General features: G+C 37.7%; 22 protein-coding genes and 1 riboswitch. Of the genes, 15 read left to right on the top strand and 7 right to left on the bottom strand.

The annotated features are described in order from the left end of the window. Positions 1-8 precede the first annotated feature (8 nt). Complete coding sequence (locus AC625_RS21815; RefSeq protein ID WP_049683185.1) at positions 9-893, bottom strand: ABC transporter permease; 885 nt, start codon at positions 891-893, stop codon at positions 9-11. Further along, on the bottom strand, positions 893-1,858 hold the full coding sequence (locus tag AC625_RS21810) for an ABC transporter permease (RefSeq protein WP_049683184.1): 966 nt from the start codon (positions 1,856-1,858) through the stop codon (positions 893-895). Before AC625_RS21810 ends, AC625_RS21815 begins: the two co-directional genes overlap by 1 nt. Positions 1,859-2,274: 416 nt before the next feature. On the opposite strand from AC625_RS21810, the gene AC625_RS21805 reads away from it, so the two are divergent. The 8 genes from AC625_RS21805 to fliT all read left to right on the top strand — a co-directional run bounded on the left by AC625_RS21805 (position 2,275) and on the right by fliT (position 10,285). After that, positions 2,275-3,867, top strand: coding sequence for an ABC transporter substrate-binding protein (locus AC625_RS21805; protein ID WP_049683871.1), 1,593 nt, complete (start codon positions 2,275-2,277; stop codon positions 3,865-3,867). 869 nt (positions 3,868-4,736) lie between these two features. Beyond that, positions 4,737-6,725, top strand: a complete 1,989-nt coding sequence (locus AC625_RS21800) for a hypothetical protein (protein ID WP_049683183.1) — start codon at positions 4,737-4,739, stop codon at positions 6,723-6,725. A 38-nt stretch (positions 6,726-6,763) separates the two neighbouring features. Then, complete coding sequence (locus AC625_RS21795; protein WP_425415464.1) at positions 6,764-7,021, top strand: EscU/YscU/HrcU family type III secretion system export apparatus switch protein; 258 nt, start codon at positions 6,764-6,766, stop codon at positions 7,019-7,021. 39 nt (positions 7,022-7,060) lie between these two features. After that, positions 7,061-7,498, top strand: coding sequence for a YaaR family protein (locus tag AC625_RS21790; RefSeq protein WP_049683181.1), 438 nt, complete (start codon positions 7,061-7,063; stop codon positions 7,496-7,498). Positions 7,499-7,614: 116 nt separating this feature from the next. Continuing rightward, positions 7,615-7,977 (top strand): flagellar protein FlaG, encoded by a 363-nt coding sequence (gene flaG / locus AC625_RS21785; protein WP_049683180.1) that lies wholly within the window; start codon positions 7,615-7,617, stop codon positions 7,975-7,977. 14 nt (positions 7,978-7,991) lie between these two features. Further along, positions 7,992-9,512, top strand: a complete 1,521-nt coding sequence (locus AC625_RS21780; protein ID WP_049683179.1) for a flagellar hook-associated protein 2 — start codon at positions 7,992-7,994, stop codon at positions 9,510-9,512. 27 nt (positions 9,513-9,539) lie between these two features. Then, complete coding sequence (fliS, locus tag AC625_RS21775) at positions 9,540-9,941, top strand: flagellar export chaperone FliS (protein WP_049683178.1); 402 nt, start codon at positions 9,540-9,542, stop codon at positions 9,939-9,941. Beyond that, the gene (gene fliT, locus AC625_RS21770; RefSeq protein ID WP_049683177.1) at positions 9,941-10,285 is read left to right on the top strand and encodes a flagellar protein FliT; all 345 of its coding nucleotides are present in this window, start codon (positions 9,941-9,943) and stop codon (positions 10,283-10,285) included. Before fliS ends, fliT begins: the two co-directional genes overlap by 1 nt. A gap of 352 nt (positions 10,286-10,637) precedes the next feature. Here the strand turns inward: fliT and AC625_RS21765 are convergent, their stop codons facing one another. Beyond that, complete coding sequence (locus tag AC625_RS21765; protein ID WP_049683176.1) at positions 10,638-10,862, bottom strand: hypothetical protein; 225 nt, start codon at positions 10,860-10,862, stop codon at positions 10,638-10,640. A 5-nt stretch (positions 10,863-10,867) separates the two neighbouring features. After that, a complete protein-coding gene (locus AC625_RS21760) occupies positions 10,868-11,188 on the bottom strand; it encodes a YbjQ family protein (protein ID WP_049683175.1) in 321 nt (106 codons plus the stop codon). Positions 11,189-11,529: 341 nt separating this feature from the next. Between AC625_RS21760 and AC625_RS21755 the strand changes: the two genes are divergently transcribed. Then, positions 11,530-11,907, top strand: a complete 378-nt coding sequence (locus AC625_RS21755; protein ID WP_049683174.1) for a cytochrome-c oxidase — start codon at positions 11,530-11,532, stop codon at positions 11,905-11,907. A 183-nt stretch (positions 11,908-12,090) separates the two neighbouring features. Here AC625_RS21755 and mscL read toward each other — a convergent pair whose 3' ends face one another. Further along, on the bottom strand, positions 12,091-12,468 hold the full coding sequence (gene mscL / locus AC625_RS21750; RefSeq protein WP_049683173.1) for a large conductance mechanosensitive channel protein MscL: 378 nt from the start codon (positions 12,466-12,468) through the stop codon (positions 12,091-12,093). Between the two features lie 678 nt (positions 12,469-13,146). Further along, the gene (locus AC625_RS21745) at positions 13,147-13,368 is read right to left on the bottom strand and encodes a hypothetical protein (protein WP_049683172.1); all 222 of its coding nucleotides are present in this window, start codon (positions 13,366-13,368) and stop codon (positions 13,147-13,149) included. Positions 13,369-13,744: 376 nt separating this feature from the next. Here AC625_RS21745 and hpf point away from each other — a divergent pair, with 376 nt between their 5' ends. The 4 genes from hpf (at position 13,745) to AC625_RS27045 (ending at position 16,568) form a co-directional block, all read left to right on the top strand. After that, positions 13,745-14,299 carry a ribosome hibernation-promoting factor, HPF/YfiA family gene (hpf, locus tag AC625_RS21740; protein ID WP_049683171.1) on the top strand — a complete coding sequence of 185 codons (555 nt, stop codon included), beginning with the start codon at positions 13,745-13,747 and terminating at the stop codon, positions 14,297-14,299. 510 nt (positions 14,300-14,809) lie between these two features. Beyond that, on the top strand, positions 14,810-15,379 hold the full coding sequence (locus AC625_RS21735) for a chromate transporter (protein ID WP_049683870.1): 570 nt from the start codon (positions 14,810-14,812) through the stop codon (positions 15,377-15,379). Then, positions 15,376-15,906, top strand: coding sequence for a chromate transporter (locus AC625_RS21730; RefSeq protein ID WP_049683170.1), 531 nt, complete (start codon positions 15,376-15,378; stop codon positions 15,904-15,906). The genes AC625_RS21735 and AC625_RS21730 overlap by 4 nt, the downstream gene beginning before the upstream one ends. Positions 15,907-16,315: 409 nt before the next feature. Continuing rightward, a riboswitch (cyclic di-GMP riboswitch) is annotated at positions 16,316-16,399 on the top strand. A 28-nt stretch (positions 16,400-16,427) separates the two neighbouring features. Continuing rightward, positions 16,428-16,568, top strand: coding sequence for an anti-repressor SinI family protein (locus AC625_RS27045; protein WP_245645065.1), 141 nt, complete (start codon positions 16,428-16,430; stop codon positions 16,566-16,568). Between the two features lie 300 nt (positions 16,569-16,868). Here AC625_RS27045 and AC625_RS21725 read toward each other — a convergent pair whose 3' ends face one another. Continuing rightward, on the bottom strand, positions 16,869-17,192 hold the full coding sequence (locus tag AC625_RS21725) for a helix-turn-helix domain-containing protein (RefSeq protein WP_049683169.1): 324 nt from the start codon (positions 17,190-17,192) through the stop codon (positions 16,869-16,871). Between the two features lie 262 nt (positions 17,193-17,454). Here AC625_RS21725 and secA point away from each other — a divergent pair, with 262 nt between their 5' ends. Together secA and prfB are read left to right on the top strand one after the other, a co-directional pair. Beyond that, a complete protein-coding gene (gene secA, locus AC625_RS21720; RefSeq protein WP_049683168.1) occupies positions 17,455-19,965 on the top strand; it encodes a preprotein translocase subunit SecA in 2,511 nt (836 codons plus the stop codon). A gap of 171 nt (positions 19,966-20,136) precedes the next feature. Next, a protein-coding gene (prfB, locus tag AC625_RS21715; protein ID WP_245645064.1) for a peptide chain release factor 2 occupies positions 20,137-21,235 on the top strand; the annotation gives its coding sequence in 2 pieces (ribosomal slippage) (positions 20,137-20,199 and positions 20,201-21,235; 1,098 coding nt in all). The last annotated feature ends 557 nt before the right edge of the window (positions 21,236-21,792 follow it).

The raw sequence follows: 21,792 nt of genomic DNA, 5'->3' as shown, positions 1-21,792 counted from the left end.
TCCTATAATTAAACTTTCATTTTTGGATCAAGAGCATCCCTTAGCCCATCACCAAAAAGATTAATACCAACAACGGTAATTAAGATAGCTAAACCAGGAATCGTAGCCATATGTGGATTTAATACGAGAAAATTCTTTCCGTCTTGAAGCATGCTACCCCAAGAGGCTGTCGGTGGCTGAACGCCTAAACCCAAGAAGCTTAATGAGGCTTCAGAAATAATGGCACCTGCAATGCTCATTGTGGCATAGACAATTAACGGTGCAATACTATTTGGTAGTACATGGTGGAAGATAATCCGGCCATGTTTCGCTCCTAGTGATCTAGTTACTTCGATATACTCAGATTGCTTCACACTTAGCACTTGGCCGCGAACCACTCTTGCAAATCCGGGGATGTTCCCAATACCAATGGCAATAATTACGTTCAATAATCCTTGTCCAAGAACACTCATCAATGTAATAGCTAGTAAGATAAACGGAAACGCAGAGAGTCCGTCCATAATGCGCATAATAATAGAATCGAATTTTCCGCCAAAATAACCAGCAATCACACCTAATAGCGAACCGATCACAGCTCCGAATAAAACAGCTCCGAGTCCAACTAAAATGGATATTCTAGCTCCATATACTAATCGACTAAAAATATCTCTCCCATAATTATCTGTTCCTAATAGATGCCCTTCTGCCCCTATTCCTAAAAGGGTTTTCGTTACATTCATTTTGTCAGGAGAATGTGTGGCAAGAATAGGGGCAAAGATAGCAGTTAAGATGAGCAAAAGCATTATGAACAGCCCAAAGGCAGCAAAACGATTTCGAATCAATTTTTTGAATAAAGAACGTTCATTTGTTTCAACCACATCTGACGCTTGTAAAATAGCTTGGCTTTCTGCCATTATTTCGTACCTCCTTTACCGGACGAATATTTGATTCTTGGATTGACCAATTTGTATGAGATATCAACAAGCAGGTTGACGACTACATAAATCAAAGCAATGAAGATGACCATGTTTTGGACAACAACAAAGTCTCTTTTTCCAATCGCATCAATAATTAATAATCCAATGCCAGGCCAACTAAAGATCGTCTCTGTTAAGACAGCTCCACCTAACATAGAAGAAATTTGAAGGCCTAAAACGGTAAGTAATGGAGTTAAGGCATTTTTAAAAGCATGCTTGCAAATGACAAAAAATTCATGTAACCCTTTTGAGCGTGCTGTCTTTACATAATCTTGTGAAATGACTTCTAACATGCTAGATCTTGTGATTCTAGCAAACTGTGCAGTTGGGATGGTGGCTAAGGCAATACTAGGCAAGATTAAATGGCTGATAAAATCACCTATCCCTTCATCCATTGATCCCATTCCTGTAGCAGGGAACCAGCCTAAATTGACACTAAAGAATAATACAAGCATGATTCCGAGCCAGAAAATCGGCATGGAAACACCCATTAGCGAAAACGTTGTAAAAGCATAATCGAAAATTGAATTTTGCTTTCTAGCTGCAATAATGCCAGCTGGCACGCCGACTAAAATGGCAATGAGCAGGGCGCTAACAGCTAGTATGACGGTATTAGGAAAACGTTCCATAATCAAATCGATAATTGGCATATTATAAGTTAGCGAGTTTCCTAAATTCCCTTGTAGTAAATTACCTATATAATCAAAAAATTGAATATATAATGGTTCGTTTAATCCTAATTTTTCTGTTAGAACTTCTATTTCTTCTGCGCTAGCTTGAGGTCCAAGCATTACAGCTGCAGGATTCCCCGGAAGCATTCGGGTGATTAAAAAAATAATAACCGCAACAATCAATAAAGTAGGTATCATATTAAGAATTCTACCTAGAATATATTTGCCCATTCACTCTACCTCCTTTTAATTTATTCACTATTTGAAATGTTAACTTAATATTTGAATAAAAATAGTGTATCATTTGATTATTTTTTTGTAAATAAGTGCGTATTAGCAATAATTTATATTTTCTAATTAATCACAAAATAGTATTTACATGATTGTAATATTTGTGATAGATTTGTATTCAATATATGAATGAATGATTCAATATTTAAAAAGACTTTCTTCGATAGGTACCATTTGATCTCACTTGAAGGAAAGTCATATTTTGGTTAATTGATTTTTCCTCTTGCCCCAAAGTCAGAAGAAAAATCTTTTTGCACTTATCGGATTGTGTGTCCATGAAAATGGGCTTATTGTTGAGCGGTCCGTTAAGTAAAAATCAATAAAAAATCTAAGGAGGTTTTACAATCGTGAAGAAAATGAAGCATGTAGTATTAGTACTTACTCTTATTTCAATTGCATTAGTGATTAGTGCTTGTGGTGGAGCGTCACAAGATAAAGGTTCAGAAGATAGTAAAAATACTAATACTGAACCTAAAAGTGGTGGAGTCCTGAAGGTTGGCCTTGCCTCAAATCCTAATACGTTAGATCCTATTAAATATACAGGGGCGTATGAGTCACAGATTATGAGATCGGTCGGTGACACTCTTGTTGTATATAACCAAGATTTAAGTGATTTCTCACCGTCATTAGCAACGGAATGGAAGCCTTCAGATGATATGAAGTCTTATACTTTTAAGCTAAGAGATGACGTCTATTTCCAACCAGGAAAATATCAAGAAGGTCGGAAAATGACGGCTGAAGATGTGAAATATAGCTTAGAACGCTCTGCTAAAGAATCTGCTCTAGGTCGTTTAGATGGAGTTGAAAGTGTTGAAGTAACAGGGGAATCCGAAGTAGTTATCCACTTAACAGCACCAAACGCTTCTTTTTTAGCCATGTTAACAGATGTTGGGAACATTATTATTCCTAAAGAGGAAGTAGACGGTTGGGGTGACCAATTTGGGGCTAATCTAGTAGGAACGGGTCCATTCCAATTTAAAAATTGGCAAACAGACCAAAAAGTAGAATTGGTTCGTCATGATAAATACTGGGGTGAAAAACCATATCTTGATGGTGTCACATACCAAATTATCAAAGACCCGAACATGATGACAAATGCTCTTCGTTCTGGCGATATTGATATAGCGACAGACATTAAAGGTCAAAACCGTCAAGTGATTGAACAAGATCAAAACCTTGAATTATTATCAGAACCAGGATTGTCTATTGATTACCTTGATTTAAATAATATGAGCGGTCCAACAGCAGATCCAAAAGTAAGAGAAGCGATCTATAAAGCAACAAATATAGAGGAAATTGTAAAAGGTGTAAACCAATGGGGCGGCGGTACAGTCTCTTATGCTCCAATTCCAAAAGGGTCTTGGGCATATAATGAAGAATTAGAAAAACTAAAGCCAGAATATAATCCTACAGAAGCGAAGAAGATTTTAGCGGAAACCGATTATGCGAATGGATTTAAAACAGAGCTTTACGTATTAGAATCACGCGTTCCTTATGCAACGATTTTCCAAGCACAAATGAAAGAAAACTTAAATATTAACGTTGATATTAAAGTGACAGAGTGGGGAACACTTAGTGATATTGCGGCTAAAGGAAAAGCGCCAATGTATATTGGAGGCTGGTCATGGTATCCAGATCCATTCTTCTTCCTAAATAAAACATTCCATTCGAATCAAATTGGTTCACTTGGTAATGGTAAAGGATACAATAATCCAGAAGTGGATGCGTTATTAGACCAAGCTCTTTCAGACACAGTCGAACAAGAAGAAAGAGCGAAGTTATACCAAGAAGCAATCAAAATTATTATGAGCCAATATCCTCGTGTTGAGCTTGATAATCTTGATCAAACAGCTGCGGTTACGAAACAAGTTAAAGGGTTTGCGGTATCTGCTGATGGTACCATCAATATTGTTAAACCGAATGGTACAAACGTATGGTTAAATAAATAAAATTAGAGAAGAGGGTGCCCCTAAAGCCAAGGAGTCAGACCCACAAGACTATATCTAGCCGGATTTGAGTTCCAAATAATCTAGATGTAGCGCTGCGTGTGGGAGTCGGACCCTTTATGTGGCCCCTCTTTTTGTATTCATTTTTTGGTAGCAATTAGATAATCAACAGACGTGGTAAAGGATATAATAAAAAAAAGCTAGGCTTTACAAAGAAGATGATTTCTGTAATGTACAGGGTCATCTTTTTTAATTCGATTGGTATTTATATTGAGTGTAGGGAGTCAAATAGTTTTTGAATTTCAAAAGGTTTGATCAATGGTTCGTCCTTGAAATGTCAGGAAAATGATATTTGTGGGGCATTAACCTAAAAATTCCTCCATCGTTTTTAAAACTTCGGATGTATGAAAAGCCTTGATCTCAATGGAGAAAGGCAGCTTTTACTAGCCCAATTTTCGTTTGTGGAACCATCCTTAATTGTTGATAAATTTGCTTACTTACTTTCCATAAAATAAATAAGTGATGTCTGTTAGTAATACTAACTTTGAAAATTTTATTTGAATTCACGACTCAATTGATTCGGTATACGCAATGTTCCTGCTTTGCTTTCGCCATTTTACGATATGACTTGGCCTTTCGAATTGGAAAAATTAGTGGGAAATCTAATCTATACCAAATGAGAAAAATGATATTTATTGTAAATTATCAAGCGCGTGTTTGGGCGAACTAAACAGGGTTCATGCACAAAAAGTGTTTCATAGAATGAAGACTTGATTATTTTTTAGGATGTCACCTCTGTTCAATTAGAGGTACAAATATTTTAATCTCTGCCGATACAATAAGTAAGTGAATGCGAGCGGAGAGTGAAAGACGTGCAAATTCTTCAGAATACAAATCTTCTATTACAAAAGATCAGTGGTCAATCTGGACAGTTAAATATCGGGGATACTTTACAAGTGACAATAAAAGAACGGTTAAATGACAAAGAAGCTATTATCTCTATGAATGGGAAACAGTTTACTGTGAAATTTGAAGGAGAGATCCCGAGTAAAGATCGTATTTCTATTGAAATTTCCGGACAGTCTCGTGAGGGTCAATTACTTGTAAAAGTTACAGATCGACATGCAAAGGAAACGGTTAACCAGCAAGGAAAGCCCGGAAATATCCAAGAACAACCTAAACAGCCAGTGAGTGAAGCTGTCAAAGAGTTTACAAACAAAGGAATTACAGTCACGAAAGAAAATCTGACTTCTATTAAAAAATATTTGAGAAGTGACAGTGGAACGATCGAACAGAAGATGGAGACTTTAAGGACAATGGCAGAAAAACAAATCCCATTAACGGATATGAATGTGAAATCTGTTCATGAGGCATTACATGGTGCGTCTATTTCAGATACAGTATTATCAATTTTGGGTGAAATGGATGCCTCAGTGCAAGGGAAGGTGCCTCAAACCAGGAAAGAAGATGTAAAGTCAGATGCTCCTTTAGAAAAGATTCTGTCAAAATTGTTGACCGCTACTCAAATTAATTCAACGCTTAATCAGGATCTTTCATCCAACATTCCGACTTCACTAAGTGAGCAAATGGAGACTTCTAACCGTAAAAATGAGGTTGAAATGAGTACGAAGATATTTCCAGAAACGTTGGAAATAGAGACGGGCACTCAACAAATTTCTAGCTTGGAAACAGAAAAATATTTAATAAATGAAGCTGTACAGAGTTTGAAATTGGATTCGAAGAATGTCATTGTCAAAGAAATAACGGAAAAATTATCGCAAATGGCCATTGACTTTAAAAAGATGCGCCAAGAGATTAGCAGAAACTTAGATAATATCACAAAGATCGTAAATCACCGAAGTAATCAACCAACGAATATCCAACAAATTTTGGAGTCGACCATTCATAAACTGGATAAAGCGATTTTACAGAGTGATTTCCTTTTATATGCTGATATGGGTACAGAAAAGAAGTTACTATCAGCGAGCTCTCAATTATCGGAAACAAAGAAGTTTCTTGAAAAAGGTGAATTTGCTAAGGCAAATCAAATAGTTAAAGAAGTGAAGGCAAATGTTGAATCGATAATTTTCAAACCTTCTGAAGTGAAAATGAAGCATTTTATTACAGAAAAACCTCAAGGTGAAAATCTAACTTCTGCCAAACAAGTATCTACATTGATGCAGCAAACTATTCAACCGTTTACTGAAGGATCGTCATCAAGAAATGTATATGAAATGGTTCGTAAGCTTGGGTTAACGCATGAAACAGAAACGTCTGTTTCGTTGATGACCAAATCCGATAATCAAGACCAGGGTCAAAATAATGAAAATTTGAAAGCGGCCTTGTTGCGTGTCATGCGGGGAGAAGATGTCAAACCGCATATTCAGCAGCAGGCAGAGCAGGCTGTTCATCAGATTACTGGGCAACAACTGCTTAATAAACAGGATTCTTCTGGACTACAAAATTTATTTTTTCAGCTGCCCTATTTAATGGATAAGCAAGTCGAGAATGTGAAGATTTATATTAATTCACGTAAAAATGGCGAGAAGGTAGATTGGGAGAATTGCAGTTTGATTTTTTCACTTGAAACGAAGAAGCTAGGGGAAATCGGTGTTGTTTTGACAGCGGCAAATCGAAATGTCAGTCTTACTTTTAAGAGTGATCAAGAAGAACTACAAACTATTATTGGAAGTATGACGGAGATCACGAAAGAACGTTTTGGGGAAATTGGGTATCAGCTGAATTCAATCGGAGTTAAACCAACCGGACTCAAGGAAGAAAACAAAGTGGTAAACCCGATTGTTAAAACGCAAAGCCATGAAGGGTTGCAGCCAGAGAAAGGTTTTGATTTTTCGATATGAGAAATGCCCATTATTTTAATCCGAAAAAAAGTCGGACAATGAATGGCCCAACAGCTGCGGTGATTAAATATGATACCAATCAGGATGCAGCTCCAACTGTCATTGCGCAAGGATCCGGTCAGGTTGCAAAAAAAATTATGGAGCTGGCACAACAAAATAATATTCAAATACAAGAAGATGAATCATTGATCAGCACGCTGCTGAATATCGATCTTGGGGAATCCGTTCCACCACAGCTTTATGCAGCCATCGCTGAGATTTTGATTCTATTAGAAGAAATAGAGAAAAAATATTAGATAGGCTTATGATACAATTAATTGAAAAAGGTGATATGTATGGAAGTTCAACGAGTGACAAGAACCTCGCCTTCTAAGCCGATATCAACGGAGGAAGTAGCGAAAGGTTCGATTCAGTTCCAATCTGTTATGGATAAGAGACGTACTGATATGAATTATGAACGGTTAACGAAGAAAGTTGCGGAGCTTGAAGTACAAGGGCAAAAGCTCGCAGAAAATAGCACAGTTGATAATCTTCGTAAATATAAAAGGATGATTAAAGATTTCATGGAAGATGCGGTTAAGAACGGGCTGGAGCTTCAGGAGCAGCGAGGTTTTAATCATAGAGGTTCGACGAAAGTTTATAAGCTTGTTAAAGAAGTGGATAAGAAAGTGATTGAACTTACAAACGAAGTGCTTGATAAAGAGAAAAATGGATCGAATATCCTGAACCTAGTCGGTGAAATTAAAGGAATGTTAATCAATATTTATACGTAACTCTGCTTTGAATAGAGCAGGGTTTTCTTTTGTTCATTATCTATCGATAAAACCTAAATTTTCTCAAGTTCTCTCCGATATATATGATAACTATACGAATATTGGAGGCAAATGCGATGTTGGAGAGCCTTTCTACGAATGTCCTTTCCTCGCAGCTTAGAACAGCCATCTCAGAAGGAGTCAGTTCTTATTATCAAAGAGAAATAGATACGATTGCTTATAGTGAAAAAGGGGCAAAAGAAGCAAATGCCCCGTCCAAAAAACAAGTATTGGACGTTGTAGAAAGCCTGAATACATTTCTGCAACCAACTCATACTTCTGTCCGGTTTGAGTTTCATGAACAATTAAATGAGTATTACGTCAAAGTTGTGGATGATGACACAGACGAAACCGTTCGTGAAATCCCATCAAAAAAACTATTGGACTTCTATGCGGCTATGACGGAATTTGTTGGTATTATGGTAGACGAAAAAATATAAGCAGGTGATGAATAATGGTACGAGTTAGTGGACTAGCAAGTGGAATGGATATTGATGAACTCGTTAAGAGTATGATGCAGGCGGCACGTGTGCCAATGGATAAATTAACACAAAAGAAAACATATTCAGAATGGCAACGGGATGACTACCGTTCGATGAATACAGCATTGCTTGAGCTTGATACGCTTATTCGTGATGGAATTGGTAAACAAGCTTCGTTTATTAAAAAGACGGTTACGGTTTCAAACCCTAATGCGTTATCAATTAAAAACGTGAATTCCACCTCTGATTTTTCAGGTACGATTATAGTGAAAAATTTAGCAACAGCTGCAACTATGCAAAGTAATGGTGAGACTGCAATATCTGACCCAACAGCAAAGCTATTGGCTGCAGACTCTACAGAAGAAATTATTAAGATCCAGTCCATCAATAAAGATGGTGTTTTAGGGAAAGAAATTGAAGTTAAAATTACTGCTGACGATACTTTGGATAGTATCATTCAAAAGATTAACTCGACAACAGATGTTACCGCCTTTTATGACAAGAATACTCAAAGGATGTCATTTACTGCAAAGTATAGTGGCAATGTCAAGGATAAGGAGAATAATGTTGAAATAAAATTATCAAGTACGGGTAGCTTTGTTTCAACTACTTTAAAGATGGATGCGGATAATGTTACAGCGAAGGATGCATCTAGAGGGACAACTGGAGAAGATGCGAAAGTCGTATATAACGGTTTGGAGATCAATCGAAACTCCAACACCTTCACACTCAATGGTGCAGAATTTACTTTAAAAGATGCAAAACCAAGTGAGACAATAACTTTCTCATCCAAAGCCGATGTCGATGCTATCCTAGACACTGTCACGAAATTTGTTGAAAAGTACAATGAATTGATTGAAAAGATTAAAGGGAAAACAAGTGAAACGAAGTATCGCTCGTTTGCTCCTTTGACCGCTGAACAAAGGAAGGGATTGTCTGAAGATGAAATCAAGCTTTGGGAAGAAAAAGCGAAAAGTGGGACATTAAAGAATGATTCTACCCTAAAGAGCTTGTTAACTACAATGAGGTCTTCCCTTTATACATCTGTTAGCAAATTGAATGGAGTGAATTCTTTAAGCAAGCTTGGAATTACAACTACAAGTAATTATCTAGATGGTGGGAAATTAACGATTGACGAAGATAAGCTTCGCGCTGCAATTTCTGAAGATCCAAATGCCATTTATGATTTGTTTATGAAGGAAGATAGTAAAAAGGACGGTAGTGAAACAGGAGAAATGGGTTTAGCTCGTCGATTAAGAGCTAATCTTAAGGCATCTATGGCAACAATTACTGAACAAGCGGGTAAAGCAGGTTCCCTAAATAATAATTTTACTATCGGTAAGTCACTTAATAGTTTAGAAACTAGAATCTCAGCATTTGAAGCGAAATTAACGAAATTAGAAACACGTTATTATAATCAATTCACTGCCATGGAAAAAGCAATTCAAAGAGCGAATAGTCAAAGTGCTTCGTTGATGCAATATTTTAGTTAAGAGAAGTAAGAAAGGAAGTTTGTAAACATGGCCATAAATAATCCATACCAATCCTATCAACAAAATTCTGTGAATACAGCGTCTCCAGGTGAACTGACTTTAATGTTGTATAATGGCTGCTTGAAGTTCATGATGCTTGGGAAGAAGGCTATTGAAGAAGGCAATATTGAAGAAAAAAATAAGAACCTCCTTAAGGCACAAAATATCATCCATGAATTAATGGTCACATTAAATATGGATGTTGCTGTTTCCAAGGATATGATGACTCTCTACGACTTCATGAATCGTCGCCTTGTTGAAGGGAATATGAAAAATGATCTTGTGGCGATAGAAGAAGTTGAGGGACTGGTTAAGGAATTCCGTGATACGTGGAAAGAAGCTATTCAAATGAATCGAAAAAAACAATTTACGCAAAGTGGGCAGGTTTAATGTCGCTTCAGAAATTCAGTGACATCACTGTCGAGCTGCTTGACGTATTGACTAATCGAACAACGGATGAGCGTAGTGATCGTATTAATAGAATTGTGGAGCTACTTGATCAGCGTGAAGAATTACTTCCTATCATTCAGCCTCCGTTCTCTGAGGAAGAACAGAAACTAGGTCGCCAGGTTGTTGAACTCAATCAGAAGGTGGATGAATGGTTACTGTTGCAAAAGAAAGACATTCAGCGAGACATCAAACAGTTGAATGAAAAGAAGCAGACTTCGAACAAGTATACAAATCCTTATGATAAGCTCTCAATTGATGGAGTTTTTTATGATAAAAAAAATTAAGAAATTATAGAGAAAAGGTCTTCGGTTAGCCGAAGACCCTTTCATTGTATCGAGGCGTCAGGCACCATCCAGAAAAAAGTGATATGGTTTTTTTGAGTAAATAGGTAGTAACTTGATGGATAGTGGTTTTGATACTGGATCTAGAATTAGATGTGTTGAATGTAATCTCAGTAAAAAATTCAAAATAGGTAAACTTAAATATTAAGGAAGAAAGAAGAATCGTAGTATTTGCTAAACAAGAAGCAAGGATTATTGATGTAAGAGAGACTGTATTAGAGGCAATGCACAGTCATTCTACGATTTTGAAAGCACATCTGGCTCTTGCGGAAGAATAAACGAAATGTATGTATAGTCATTCTTCCTTATAAAATCGTTCCCCAGTTTCCGGATGATAGTACACGACCAGCCTTTTTTTCGTTGTTGGATCTATGGACACTTCTTTCGTGCGGATAAAGCCGTCAGGGACCTTATTTCCGTGTTTTGTTTTGAAGCGGCGATCCCAGATGAACCAGGAGCCAATAATGATAATCATGGTAATGATTAATTGCACACCATAAAAGCCGAGAACCCATTCCATTTGCTTTATTCCCGTTCTGCGATTACGGCTGTTCCGTAAGCAACAATTTCACTCATGTTTTGGCCGATTTCACCAGAATCAAAGCGCATCATAACAATGGCATTTGCCCCCATCACTTTTGCATTTTCCACCATCCGATCCATCGCCTGCTTTCGAGCATCTTCAAGCATTTCTGTATATTGGCTAATTTCTCCGCCCACGAGTCCTTTCAAAGAAGCGACGATATCTTTTCCAAGGCCTCGAGCTCTTACTGTTAATCCGAAAACAGGTCCTTTAATTTCTGTTATTTTGTAGTTAGCGATATTTTCTGTTGTTACTATAATCATATAGATTCCTCCGTTCAAGAAAATATTTATACGTAATACCCTTATTCTACATCTTTCTTCATATGCCTGCTATTTTTATGTAGGTAAGGTGGCAGTTCTTTTCGGACTCACCCCAAAAAGTTTGAAACAGGTAAATCCATTCATTTAAAATATACTACTCAACTCAATAATCAACTACTGTTGTGCCGGTGAAGAACGATATGGCATGGTACCTACTTCGCGGTTATTCGTCATAAGATAAAGCTTTGAAATACTAAAGAGTATGAAAAAGGTTTTGGATATAAAGAACTATTCAGAATATTTCCGAGATGCCCGTATATGATGTAGTAGGGGGTGGTTTTATGGGAATAAAATTGATTAAGATCGGTGTCGTGTACTTTTTGATTGGCATTTTTTTTGGATTGTACATGTCTGTAACACACGAATTTGTCTTAAAAACGGTCCATGTTCACATGAATTTATTAGGTTGGGTGTCCCTTTCATTGGTTGGAATTTTATATCATCTGTTTCCTCAGCTTGCTCAAACAACATCAGCAAAAATTCATTTCTGGATGCATAATATTGGCTTACCAATCATGATGATTAGTATTGCTTTAGCGCTTTATGAAGTAGGTGGAGAAGTATTCTTTCCGATTGCTACTATTGGGGGAGTTCTCACGGCAATAGGGATTTGCTTCTTTGGCTATAATGTGCTGAAACATTTAAAGGTGGAAGAGTAAGAAATCTATGCTTCATTTAAAAATTTACTGTCATCAAGAGGCACTTCTGTGAGAGATGTCTTTAGATAATACAATAGTTGATCAGCTTGCCAATGAAGATCAGGTCCTTTGTTGGCTTTTTGTTTTGTAAATGTCACGTAATCATCATGAGAGCCCCCTTTTGGTTTAAGGGAGCTGTAGCTATTACATCGTTTCTCTTTGATTTGCTTTGAGCAGATCACGGATTTCTGTCAAAAGTTCTTCTTCTTTTGTTAATGATGGTGAAGCTTCTTCGACTTTTTTCTTACGTGTATAGAGTTTATTGAACAGCTTAATAAATAGGAAGATCGAAAAAGCTACAATGAGAAAATCAACAATCGTTTGAATAAACATGCCATACTTTAAAACTTTAAAAGATAAGTTAGAGAAGTCGATTCCGCCAAGCAGAAGACCAATCAACGGCATGATGATGTCATTTACGAGCGAAGTAACAATTTTACCGAAAGCTGCACCGAGAATAACCCCGATTGCCAGGTCAATCACATTCCCACGCATCGCAAATTCTTTAAATTCCTTAATCATTCTAGTCAACTCCTTATTAAAAGAATAAAAAAAATATACCATGTTTCTCAGGATGAAAACATGGTAATGGTGAATTTAGTTAATAAGACTTATTTTTATTAGGTATCTTTAGTAAGAATCACACTGTTGTTTTTATAAACCGTTTTAGCGAACGTATGTTAGTTTTTAATAGGGAAAATAGAAAGAAGCCATTCAAATGAATTGAAAAAAACAGTTTATTATACAAAGCGGGTAGAAAATGTCCCTTTAAACAGTCCATGAAATTACGGTCGAGCCTCTATCCATATTAAACGGTCACGGATTAGAAGAACGGGACGATAAAATCAAGGGGGGAATGGCTTCATCATATCAAACCACCCCTCACCGAGGAAGAACGGCAATTAGGTCGCCAAGTTGTCATTCTAAATCAGCAGGTCGATGAGTTATTATTGTTGGAAAAACTAGCTATTGAGCGAGATATCAAACAGCTGAATGAAAAGAAGCACTCATCAGTTAGGTCCTTCAGAGAATCTCTTAGTTGATGGAGTTTTTCACGACAAAAAAATTAAGATATCAATAAAGAAAGGGTCTTCGATTTCATCGAGGCCCCTCTTGTTTATTGATATGTATGTCAAGAATGGTAGCTGAATGCTTTAAAGTGTCAGCTGATGATAATCATCATTTACTTACACAATACTACTAGGCTCGTACAGAAACTAAATTCGGTTCCACCGCTAATAAGGAGTCTTTACATTGTGGGCAATCAATTTTTGTGAGCGGCTTAAATTTAATTTTTCTTCTATCTTTTCGGTTTTGTTCAAAATAGCAATATTGGATATGACACTCACAATACTTCTGTGATTTAACTAGATGAACTTTACCATCTATTTCTACAGTTGGCACATATAATTGATTCATCATTTTCTTTGAAACCTCCAAGTTCGTTCCTTCCAGTGATGGGGTCATTTTTGAACAATCCATCCAATATAAGTAGATTAATAGGGATAATATGTAAGAGTATTACAATATATCCCTTTTTAGTGATAGTAGTTACTATATCCCTTATTATCATATATATCAATAGTGGTTTAAGTATGTGGAATTATCTAAAAATTTTTAATGCTCTACAGTGTTAATTTAACGTAAAGATTGTTATAATAAAGATGGATACGAACCCCGCTACTTATCCAATTTTCTAAAGTTTCTTCATGAACTTAGCAAAACTATTTGTTTGTGAAGGGAATGCATAGGGTATCGTAGAACTATATCATATAGTTTTAGAAGGAGGACTCACTTTATGGAATATATTATTCGTGGTGAAAACATTGAGGTAACTCCAGCAATACGGGAATATGTAGAGAAAAAGATTGGAAAATTGGAACGGTATTTTAGCCATGCACCAGATGCAAGGGCAATGGTGAATTTACGAGTGAATCATAATACATCTAAAGTGGAAATAACGATCCCAATGACGAATTTGGTGCTTCGCGCAGAAGAGGAAAATGCTGATATGTATGCAGCGATTGACCTGATTACTGACAAATTGGAGCGGCAAATTCGTAAACATAAAACAAAGGTAAACCGAAAATTCCGTGGTACAAATACGAATGCAACCGATGTTTTTCCGATGTTTGAGGATAATGACAATGCACCGATTGAGGAAGACGAGCTCGATTTAGAGGTTGTCCGGAATAAGCGTTTTGATTTGAAACCAATGGATAGTGAAGAAGCCATCCTGCAAATGAATATGCTTGGTCATAGTTTTTTTGTCTATACGAACTCAGATACGAACTCGACAAATGTCGTGTACCGTCGTAAGGATGGACGCTATGGTTTGATTGAACCAAGCTAAATAAATAACCTAAACAGGCCTGATTCTTTCTTAGCAGAGAATCAGGCCTTTACTGTTTATAAGATGGATAAAAGTCTCGTGATTTAGGCATCAGCTGTACGAATTTAGCATAATGGCCCAATGTTTTCCGAGATAACTGCACAAATACGTAAAAGTTTCTGTATAATATAAAGGCAAATACTAGATTAGAGAATGATGATTATGGGCTTTTTCCATTATTCGTATCTGTTATCACTGCAGATTATGAAAGGTTTTTAGACTTCTAAAGTAACGTAGTATACGGTTATTTTGGACAGAAATATGAAATCGGCGATTAAACCTTACTCAAGAATCATATCGCCCAGACAATATGCAGGAAAGAACATCAAATTGAAATTTCCCTTGATAAGTTGAAAATAAAAGAGAGTAATCATTTACCCTATTATTCCATAAATAGCGTGCCGATAGGGGATACAGCTTGGTACATGGCTATTGGAAGATAGATTAGTAGAAGCGGGTGGAGTGAAGGATATGAAGCAATTAAATATTTTTATGGCTTTTTTTAGAGTTGGTATACTTGGCTTCGGTGGAGGCCCTGCAGCGATTCCACTTGCCCATAAAGAGGTAGTCGAGAAATATAAGTGGATGAATAATGAAGATTTTGGTGATGTCATGGCACTTGGAAATGCACTGCCTGGTCCGATTGCGCCTAAGCTTGCAGGGTATATTGGGTATCGTGTTGGCGGCTTTTGGGGCTTATTGAATGGTGTATTCGCGTCGTGTGTTCCCACGATTCTTTTAATGATTTTGCTTTTGACGAGTTTGAATGCTTATAAAGATCAAGCGTGGGTCACAGGGATGTCACAAGCGGTCGTTCCAGTTGTTGCTGTGATGCTGTTAACCATGACTTTAGAGTTTTTCAAAAAATCAGGCTCATCCAGTTTGGGGTGGCTGTGGACGATTATTTTTGTTGTACTTGGACTTGTGTTCATGAAACTATTGAATGTGCATCCTGCTATTATTATTTTTTCCCTGCTAATTGGGGCATTACTTAAGAAAGATCCTGCTTCTAGTCCTAATAAGGAGGTAGGAAAATTATGATTTATTTGCAGATTTTCTGGGCATTTTTTATTTCAGGTATCCTCGGATATGGCGGTGGTCCGGCTTCGATTCCGTTAATTGAAAAGGAAGTCGTTGACCGCTACGGCTGGTTTACGGTTCATGAATTCAGTGAAATGATTGCACTTGGAAATGCATTGCCTGGCCCGATTGCTACCAAAATGGCTGGCTATATTGGCTTTGAGCAGGCTGGTATTCTTGGTGCTATTGTCGGGGTATTCGCTTCAGTAGCTCCTTCACTTATTTTAATGCTTGGTCTACTCAGCATCTTAATGCGGCACAAAGAATCCCCGCGAGTGAAAAGGATGACGGTTGTCGTACGTCCAATTATCGCCGTCTTGCTAGGGATGATGACGTATGATTTCTTTTTCACCGCCTATGAAGGAATTGGTTGGATTCAGACTTTAGTAATTGGTGCGATTAGTTATATGTTACTTGGTAAATTGAATGTGCATCCTGCCTATGTAATCGCTGGTGCTTTAGTATATGGTGCTATTTTTCTTGGATGAAAAACTCCCTTTGATATTCAGTTCAAAGGGAGTTTTCGTTATGAGCATATTAATGAATATACTTTGTATATACGTTTTTTAAAGAGAAAAAAACACGTATCACTAGAAAGAAGTGCTTCACTTAGTAGAGTGATAAAGGCCAATGGATTTGTCCCAGTTGCGTATGAAATTGAAGGTACATAATCCTAAGAGAATGGCGAAATATCTAGACTATATGTCATGAGTATAAAAGGCCGGATGACGAGAAAGATACTTTAAATTATCCCGTTTCCAACTTACTTATAGTCGGATTATGTCAGATTTTGTTGAAAAATGTAATAATTTTAGATAAAGTATTTCAATCTAATTCCATAAAGTTACATTAATAATACAAAAGATTCTGTATAATCAAGAAAATAGAAAGTGCTTACACAGAAAAAGGCAAACCTATTGAAAAATAGGGACGCAAAGTCACGGGTCTAAGGTATTGTGCTACGATGGCTGGGCTGCCTGAAATACATAGTATTTTAGGAGGGAATGGGTTGAAGGGTGTAACAGTGGATGAAGAATGGGTGGAGCTAATGAGACAAGCTAAGGAACTAGGGCTGACAAAAGAGGAAGTTCTGTATTTCTTAGAGAAAAAAGCAATCGAAGAGAAAAAGGATGACCAACTTATCATATGATTTAAAACGTATAAACCCCTTAAACAAACTGGTTTTTTACGAAAACCCAGTTCGTTTAAGGGGTTCGTTTTGTATGAAGGGCATGGGGACGGGTCTACGCGACTTACTAATATAGCCAATCCATTTAACAGGTACACTTATTTTATCGAGAAAGCATCCAAAATTCTAGCTCCGCACCGCCACCATTGTGATTAGGTAAGTGTAGTTTGATAAATAGTACATCCATCATAGTAACTGGTGGCGGTTTAAGGCCATTTAGGTTTTGTAAAGAGATAGAAATGCGAATCATCCTTATTCCAATCAATCTTCTTGCTTTAATTTCCATTTGTTAAATTCAATGAATTCACGGAATTGGTCCTTGGATACGCCAGATTTCATCGCTTCTTGAACAATGTTCAGCCACTCTGTGTCAAGGCCTTCTTTGACAGGGTCATCATGAAGGAGGGAATCAACAGGAATTTTCAGCACTAAAGCAATTTTTTCAAGAAACTGGATAGATGGATTGGTTTGTAAATTTCTTTCAAGGGAGCTTAAATAGGACTTGGCAACTCCTGCTTTTTCTGCGAGTTCTGTCATGGACATTCTATTTTCTTGTCTCAGTTTTTTTACGCGATCACCGATCATAAGTATCACACCCCAAAAACGTTTCTGAAGATATTTTTAACTCTGAAGCTGTTAGTATACATTCTAACAGTTTTCATAGTAGTTAATCTATAATTTTCATAATAACGTGAAGTTGTACCTACACTTTATACATGGTAATATTAAGAGTGCATCTATTTATTATGAAATAAAATGGGTGAAATACACGTTAATCTACTATTATTAATCCTAAAATTTATTTATTTTTTTGATAAAGACTTCTACTAAAGAGGAGCGTTATTGAATGCTTAATATTTTAAATAAAGTGTTTGACCCGAATAAACGAGAAGTGAAGCGTCTCGAGAAGTTGGCCGATCAAATTGAAATGCTAGCTGATGAAACAGCTTCATTATCAGATGAACAGCTGCGTGGGAAAACAGAAGAATTTAAAGAGCGGTACCAAAAAGGCGAAACGGTCGATGATTTGCTTGTCGAAGCATTCGCGACGATTCGTGAAGGGGCGAGACGATCTTTAGGGATGCATCCATTCCGTGTACAGTTAATGGGGGGGATCTCCCTTCATGACGGGAATATTTCCGAGATGAAAACCGGGGAAGGTAAAACGTTGACTTCCACTCTTCCTGTCTATTTGAATGCGATTACCGGGAAAGGTGTTCATGTCGTTACAGTCAATGAATACTTGGCAAGCCGTGATGCGGAAGAAATGGGCAAGCTCTATGAGTTTATGGGCTTGACGGTTGGTTTGAATTTAAATGGTATGTCTAAGGAAGAAAAACAAGAAGCGTACAATGCTGATATTACGTATAGCACGAATAATGAGCTTGGCTTCGATTATTTACGAGACAATATGGTTCTTTATAAAGAGCAAATGGTACAGCGACCTTTGCATTTTGCTGTCATTGATGAAGTGGACTCCATCCTGATTGATGAAGCCCGTACCCCATTAATCATTTCAGGCTCGGCGCAAAAGTCAGCTCAGTTATATATCCAAGCTAATGCATTCGTACGTACGCTAACGAAGGAAAAAGATTATACGTATGATGAAAAAACAAAAGGGGTTCAGCTGACGGAAGAGGGAATTAACCGTTCTGAGACGGCTTTTAATATTGAAAATTTATTCGACATTAATCATGTTGTTTTGAACCATCATATTAATCAAGCCTTAAAAGCCCATGCTAGCATGCATCTTGATGTTGACTATGTCGTGCAAGAAGGCGAAATCGTCATCGTTGACCAATTCACTGGTCGTTTAATGAAAGGACGTCGTTATAGTGATGGACTCCATCAGGCCATTGAAGCGAAAGAAGGCTTGGAGATTCAAAACGAAAGCATGACACTCGCGACGATTACGTTCCAAAATTATTTCCGGATGTATGAAAAACTTTCCGGGATGACGGGTACAGCAAAAACGGAAGAAGAAGAATTCCGTAATATTTATAATATGAATGTGATCGTGATTCCAACGAACCGTGAAATTGTTCGGGATGACCGAGCTGATTTAATTTATGCGTCAATGGACGGTAAATTCCGTGCTGTAGTCGAAGAAATTGCGGAGCGCCATACGCAAGGACAACCTGTTCTAGTTGGGACAGTAGCGATTGAAACGTCTGAAATTATTTCGAAGTATTTATCAAGAAAAGGAATTCCGCATAATGTATTGAATGCGAAAAACCATGGCCGAGAAGCTGAAATCATTGCTGGTGCCGGTGAACAGGGTGCCGTGACAATTGCAACGAACATGGCTGGTCGAGGTACAGATATCAAGCTTGGTGAAGGTGTGAAAGAACTGGGTGGTCTTGTGGTGCTTGGTACGGAGCGACATGAAAGCCGTCGGATCGATAACCAACTTCGCGGACGTTCAGGACGTCAAGGGGATCCAGGGATGACGCAATTCTATCTGTCCATGGAAGATGAATTGATGCGCCGTTTTGGATCGGATAACATGAAAGCGATGATGGCACGACTTGGGATGGATGATACACAGCCCATCCAAAGTAAGATGGTGTCTCGTGCTGTGGAATCCGCTCAGAAACGCGTTGAAGGGAATAACTTTGATGCTCGTAAACAGCTTCTTCAATATGATGATGTGCTGCGTCAACAACGTGAAATCATTTACAAGCAACGTTTTGATGTGCTAGATAGTGAGAATCTACGGGAGATCGTGGAGAATATGCTTGAATCGAGCATTCATCGTAATGTTGCTCCATTTGCATCAGGTACGGAAAGTGAAGCATGGAACTATCAGGGCTTAATCGATTATGCTCAGGGGAATCTTGTGGATGAAGGTGAATTATCAGAAGCCGAGCTAAAAGGAAAAGATGAAGCTGAAGTAGCCGATTTTATTATTGCGACAGTGAAAGAACGATATGATATAAAAGAAGAGCAATTGTCACCTGAACAAATGCGTGAGTTTGAAAAGGTGATCGTCTTACGTGCAGTTGACAGTAAATGGATGAATCATATTGATGCGATGGAACAATTGCGTCAAGGAATCCATTTACGTGCATATGGTCAAATTGATCCATTACGTGAATATCAGCAGGAAGGTTTTGCGATGTTCGAGGAAATGGTTACGGCCATTGAAGATGACGTTGCGAAATATATCATGAAATCAGAAATCCGCAATAATCTGGAGCGTCAGGAAGTCATTAAAGGACATGCTGTGAATCCAAAAGAAGGCTCAGAAAAGGTTAAGAAAAAGCCACTTCGTAAATCGCCTGAAATAGGAAGAAATGATCCTTGCCCATGCGGAAGCGGTAAAAAGTATAAAAACTGCCACGGGAATTTAGAGTAAATAGGCTACGAAAAGAGGTTGGTGAGTCCATGGTTTACCGCCTCTTTTTTTTCATCTGAATAAGTAACAAGAGAGAAATCTGAAATACAATTTGCGAAACCGTCCTTTTTTGCATATAGTTGTAGAGACTGATTACGTTTTTTTTTTGAAAATAATTAAGAGGTGAATCGCATGGAATTAGCAGAAATTAGAAATGAGCTTGAGAAAACAGCTAAGAAATTAGTGGACTTTAGGGGGTCTCTTTGACTTAGAAGAGAAGGAAGCCCGTATAGCCGAGTTAGATAATATTATGACCGATCCAGAGTTTTGGAACGATCAGCAAAAAGCACAAGTTGTTATTAATGAAGCGAATGGATTGAAGGATCAGGTCAATCAATTGGCTGAACTGAATGAATCATATGAAAATCTTGAATTGACTTATGAGCTTGTGAAAGAAGAAAACGACGAAGAGCTGCTAGCAGACCTTGAAGTGGAAATCGTCGAGCTTGTTAAACATATGAATGAATATGAACTTCAGCTGTTATTAAGTGAAGAATATGATAAACATAATGCCATCTTAGAACTTCACCCAGGAGCTGGTGGTACTGAATCTCAAGATTGGGGCTCCATGCTTCTGCGTATGTATACTCGTTGGGGTGAAAAAAAAGGCTTTAAGGTAGAAACAATCGATTATCTGCCTGGAGACGAAGCTGGTATTAAAAGTGTGACTCTTCTTTTCAAAGGACATAACGCTTATGGCTATTTGAAAGCGGAAAAAGGGGTTCACCGTCTTGTTCGTATTTCGCCTTTCGATTCATCTGGACGCCGTCACACTTCTTTCGTTTCTTGTGAAGTCATGCCGGAATTTGATGACACCATTGAAGTGGAAATTCGGACAGAAGATTTAAAAGTGGATACGTATCGTGCAACCGGAGCTGGTGGTCAGCATATTAATACGACGGACTCCGCTGTTAGGATTACCCATATCCCAACAGGTGTTGTGGTTACATGTCAATCTGAGCGTTCACAAATCAAAAACCGCGCTCAAGCGATGAACTTCCTAAAAGCAAAACTATATCAACGCGAAATCGATCAGCAACAAGCAGAATTGGATGAAATTCGCGGCGAACAAAAAGAAATCGGCTGGGGTAGCCAGATCCGATCTTACGTATTCCACCCATACTCCATGGTGAAAGATCACCGTACAAGTACGGAAACCGGAAACGTGCAAGCGGTCATGGATGGAGACATTAACGCATTTATTGATGCCTATCTGCGTTCAAAACTATAAGATTCAATAGATCATGGTTCATTGAACAGTGAGAACTGTTTAGTGGACCTGTTTTTTTTGAAGCATTAACCACCATATTGGGCATATCCCTCTTCATATTCATGTGTACTACTCGCAAAAAGGTTTTTACTTTTCACTTTCTCCAATTTACTTACCACTTTTGTGTATTTACTAGTCAGATACCCTTCTTTTCCTCACCGCTTCTCCCGCTTTTCTCTCCGATTGGGTTTTTCCATAGGCTTTTACGATTCTTGAATGATTCTGTGATTTTGGCGTGTAGTCCTGGTCTTCCATGCTGAGAATTCAGCTAGTGTTTCCGAAGCACTCATATAATTCTCCAAAAGAAGGGATAAGAGCTCAGCCCAAATAGTAAAATCCAATGATTAATTTACCTGACATTGCAAAAACTAATAAAGATCTGTAGCGAATTACCCCTTTTTTGCTTTCTCCCGCATTAACGGGTAGTAAAATACCAACCTCAAGGCTTAGGAGAATCGAAGAAGCGTAGGTGGGATTAAACTGCCCGTAAAAGCCCGATTGGTGAGATAAAATGAAAC

It is taken from the genome of Peribacillus loiseleuriae, from assembly GCF_001183985.1.
In the GTDB taxonomy this organism is placed as follows: Bacteria; Bacillota; Bacilli; order Bacillales; family DSM-1321; genus Peribacillus; species Peribacillus loiseleuriae.
This window is presented reverse-complemented; position numbering and strand designations above follow the sequence as displayed.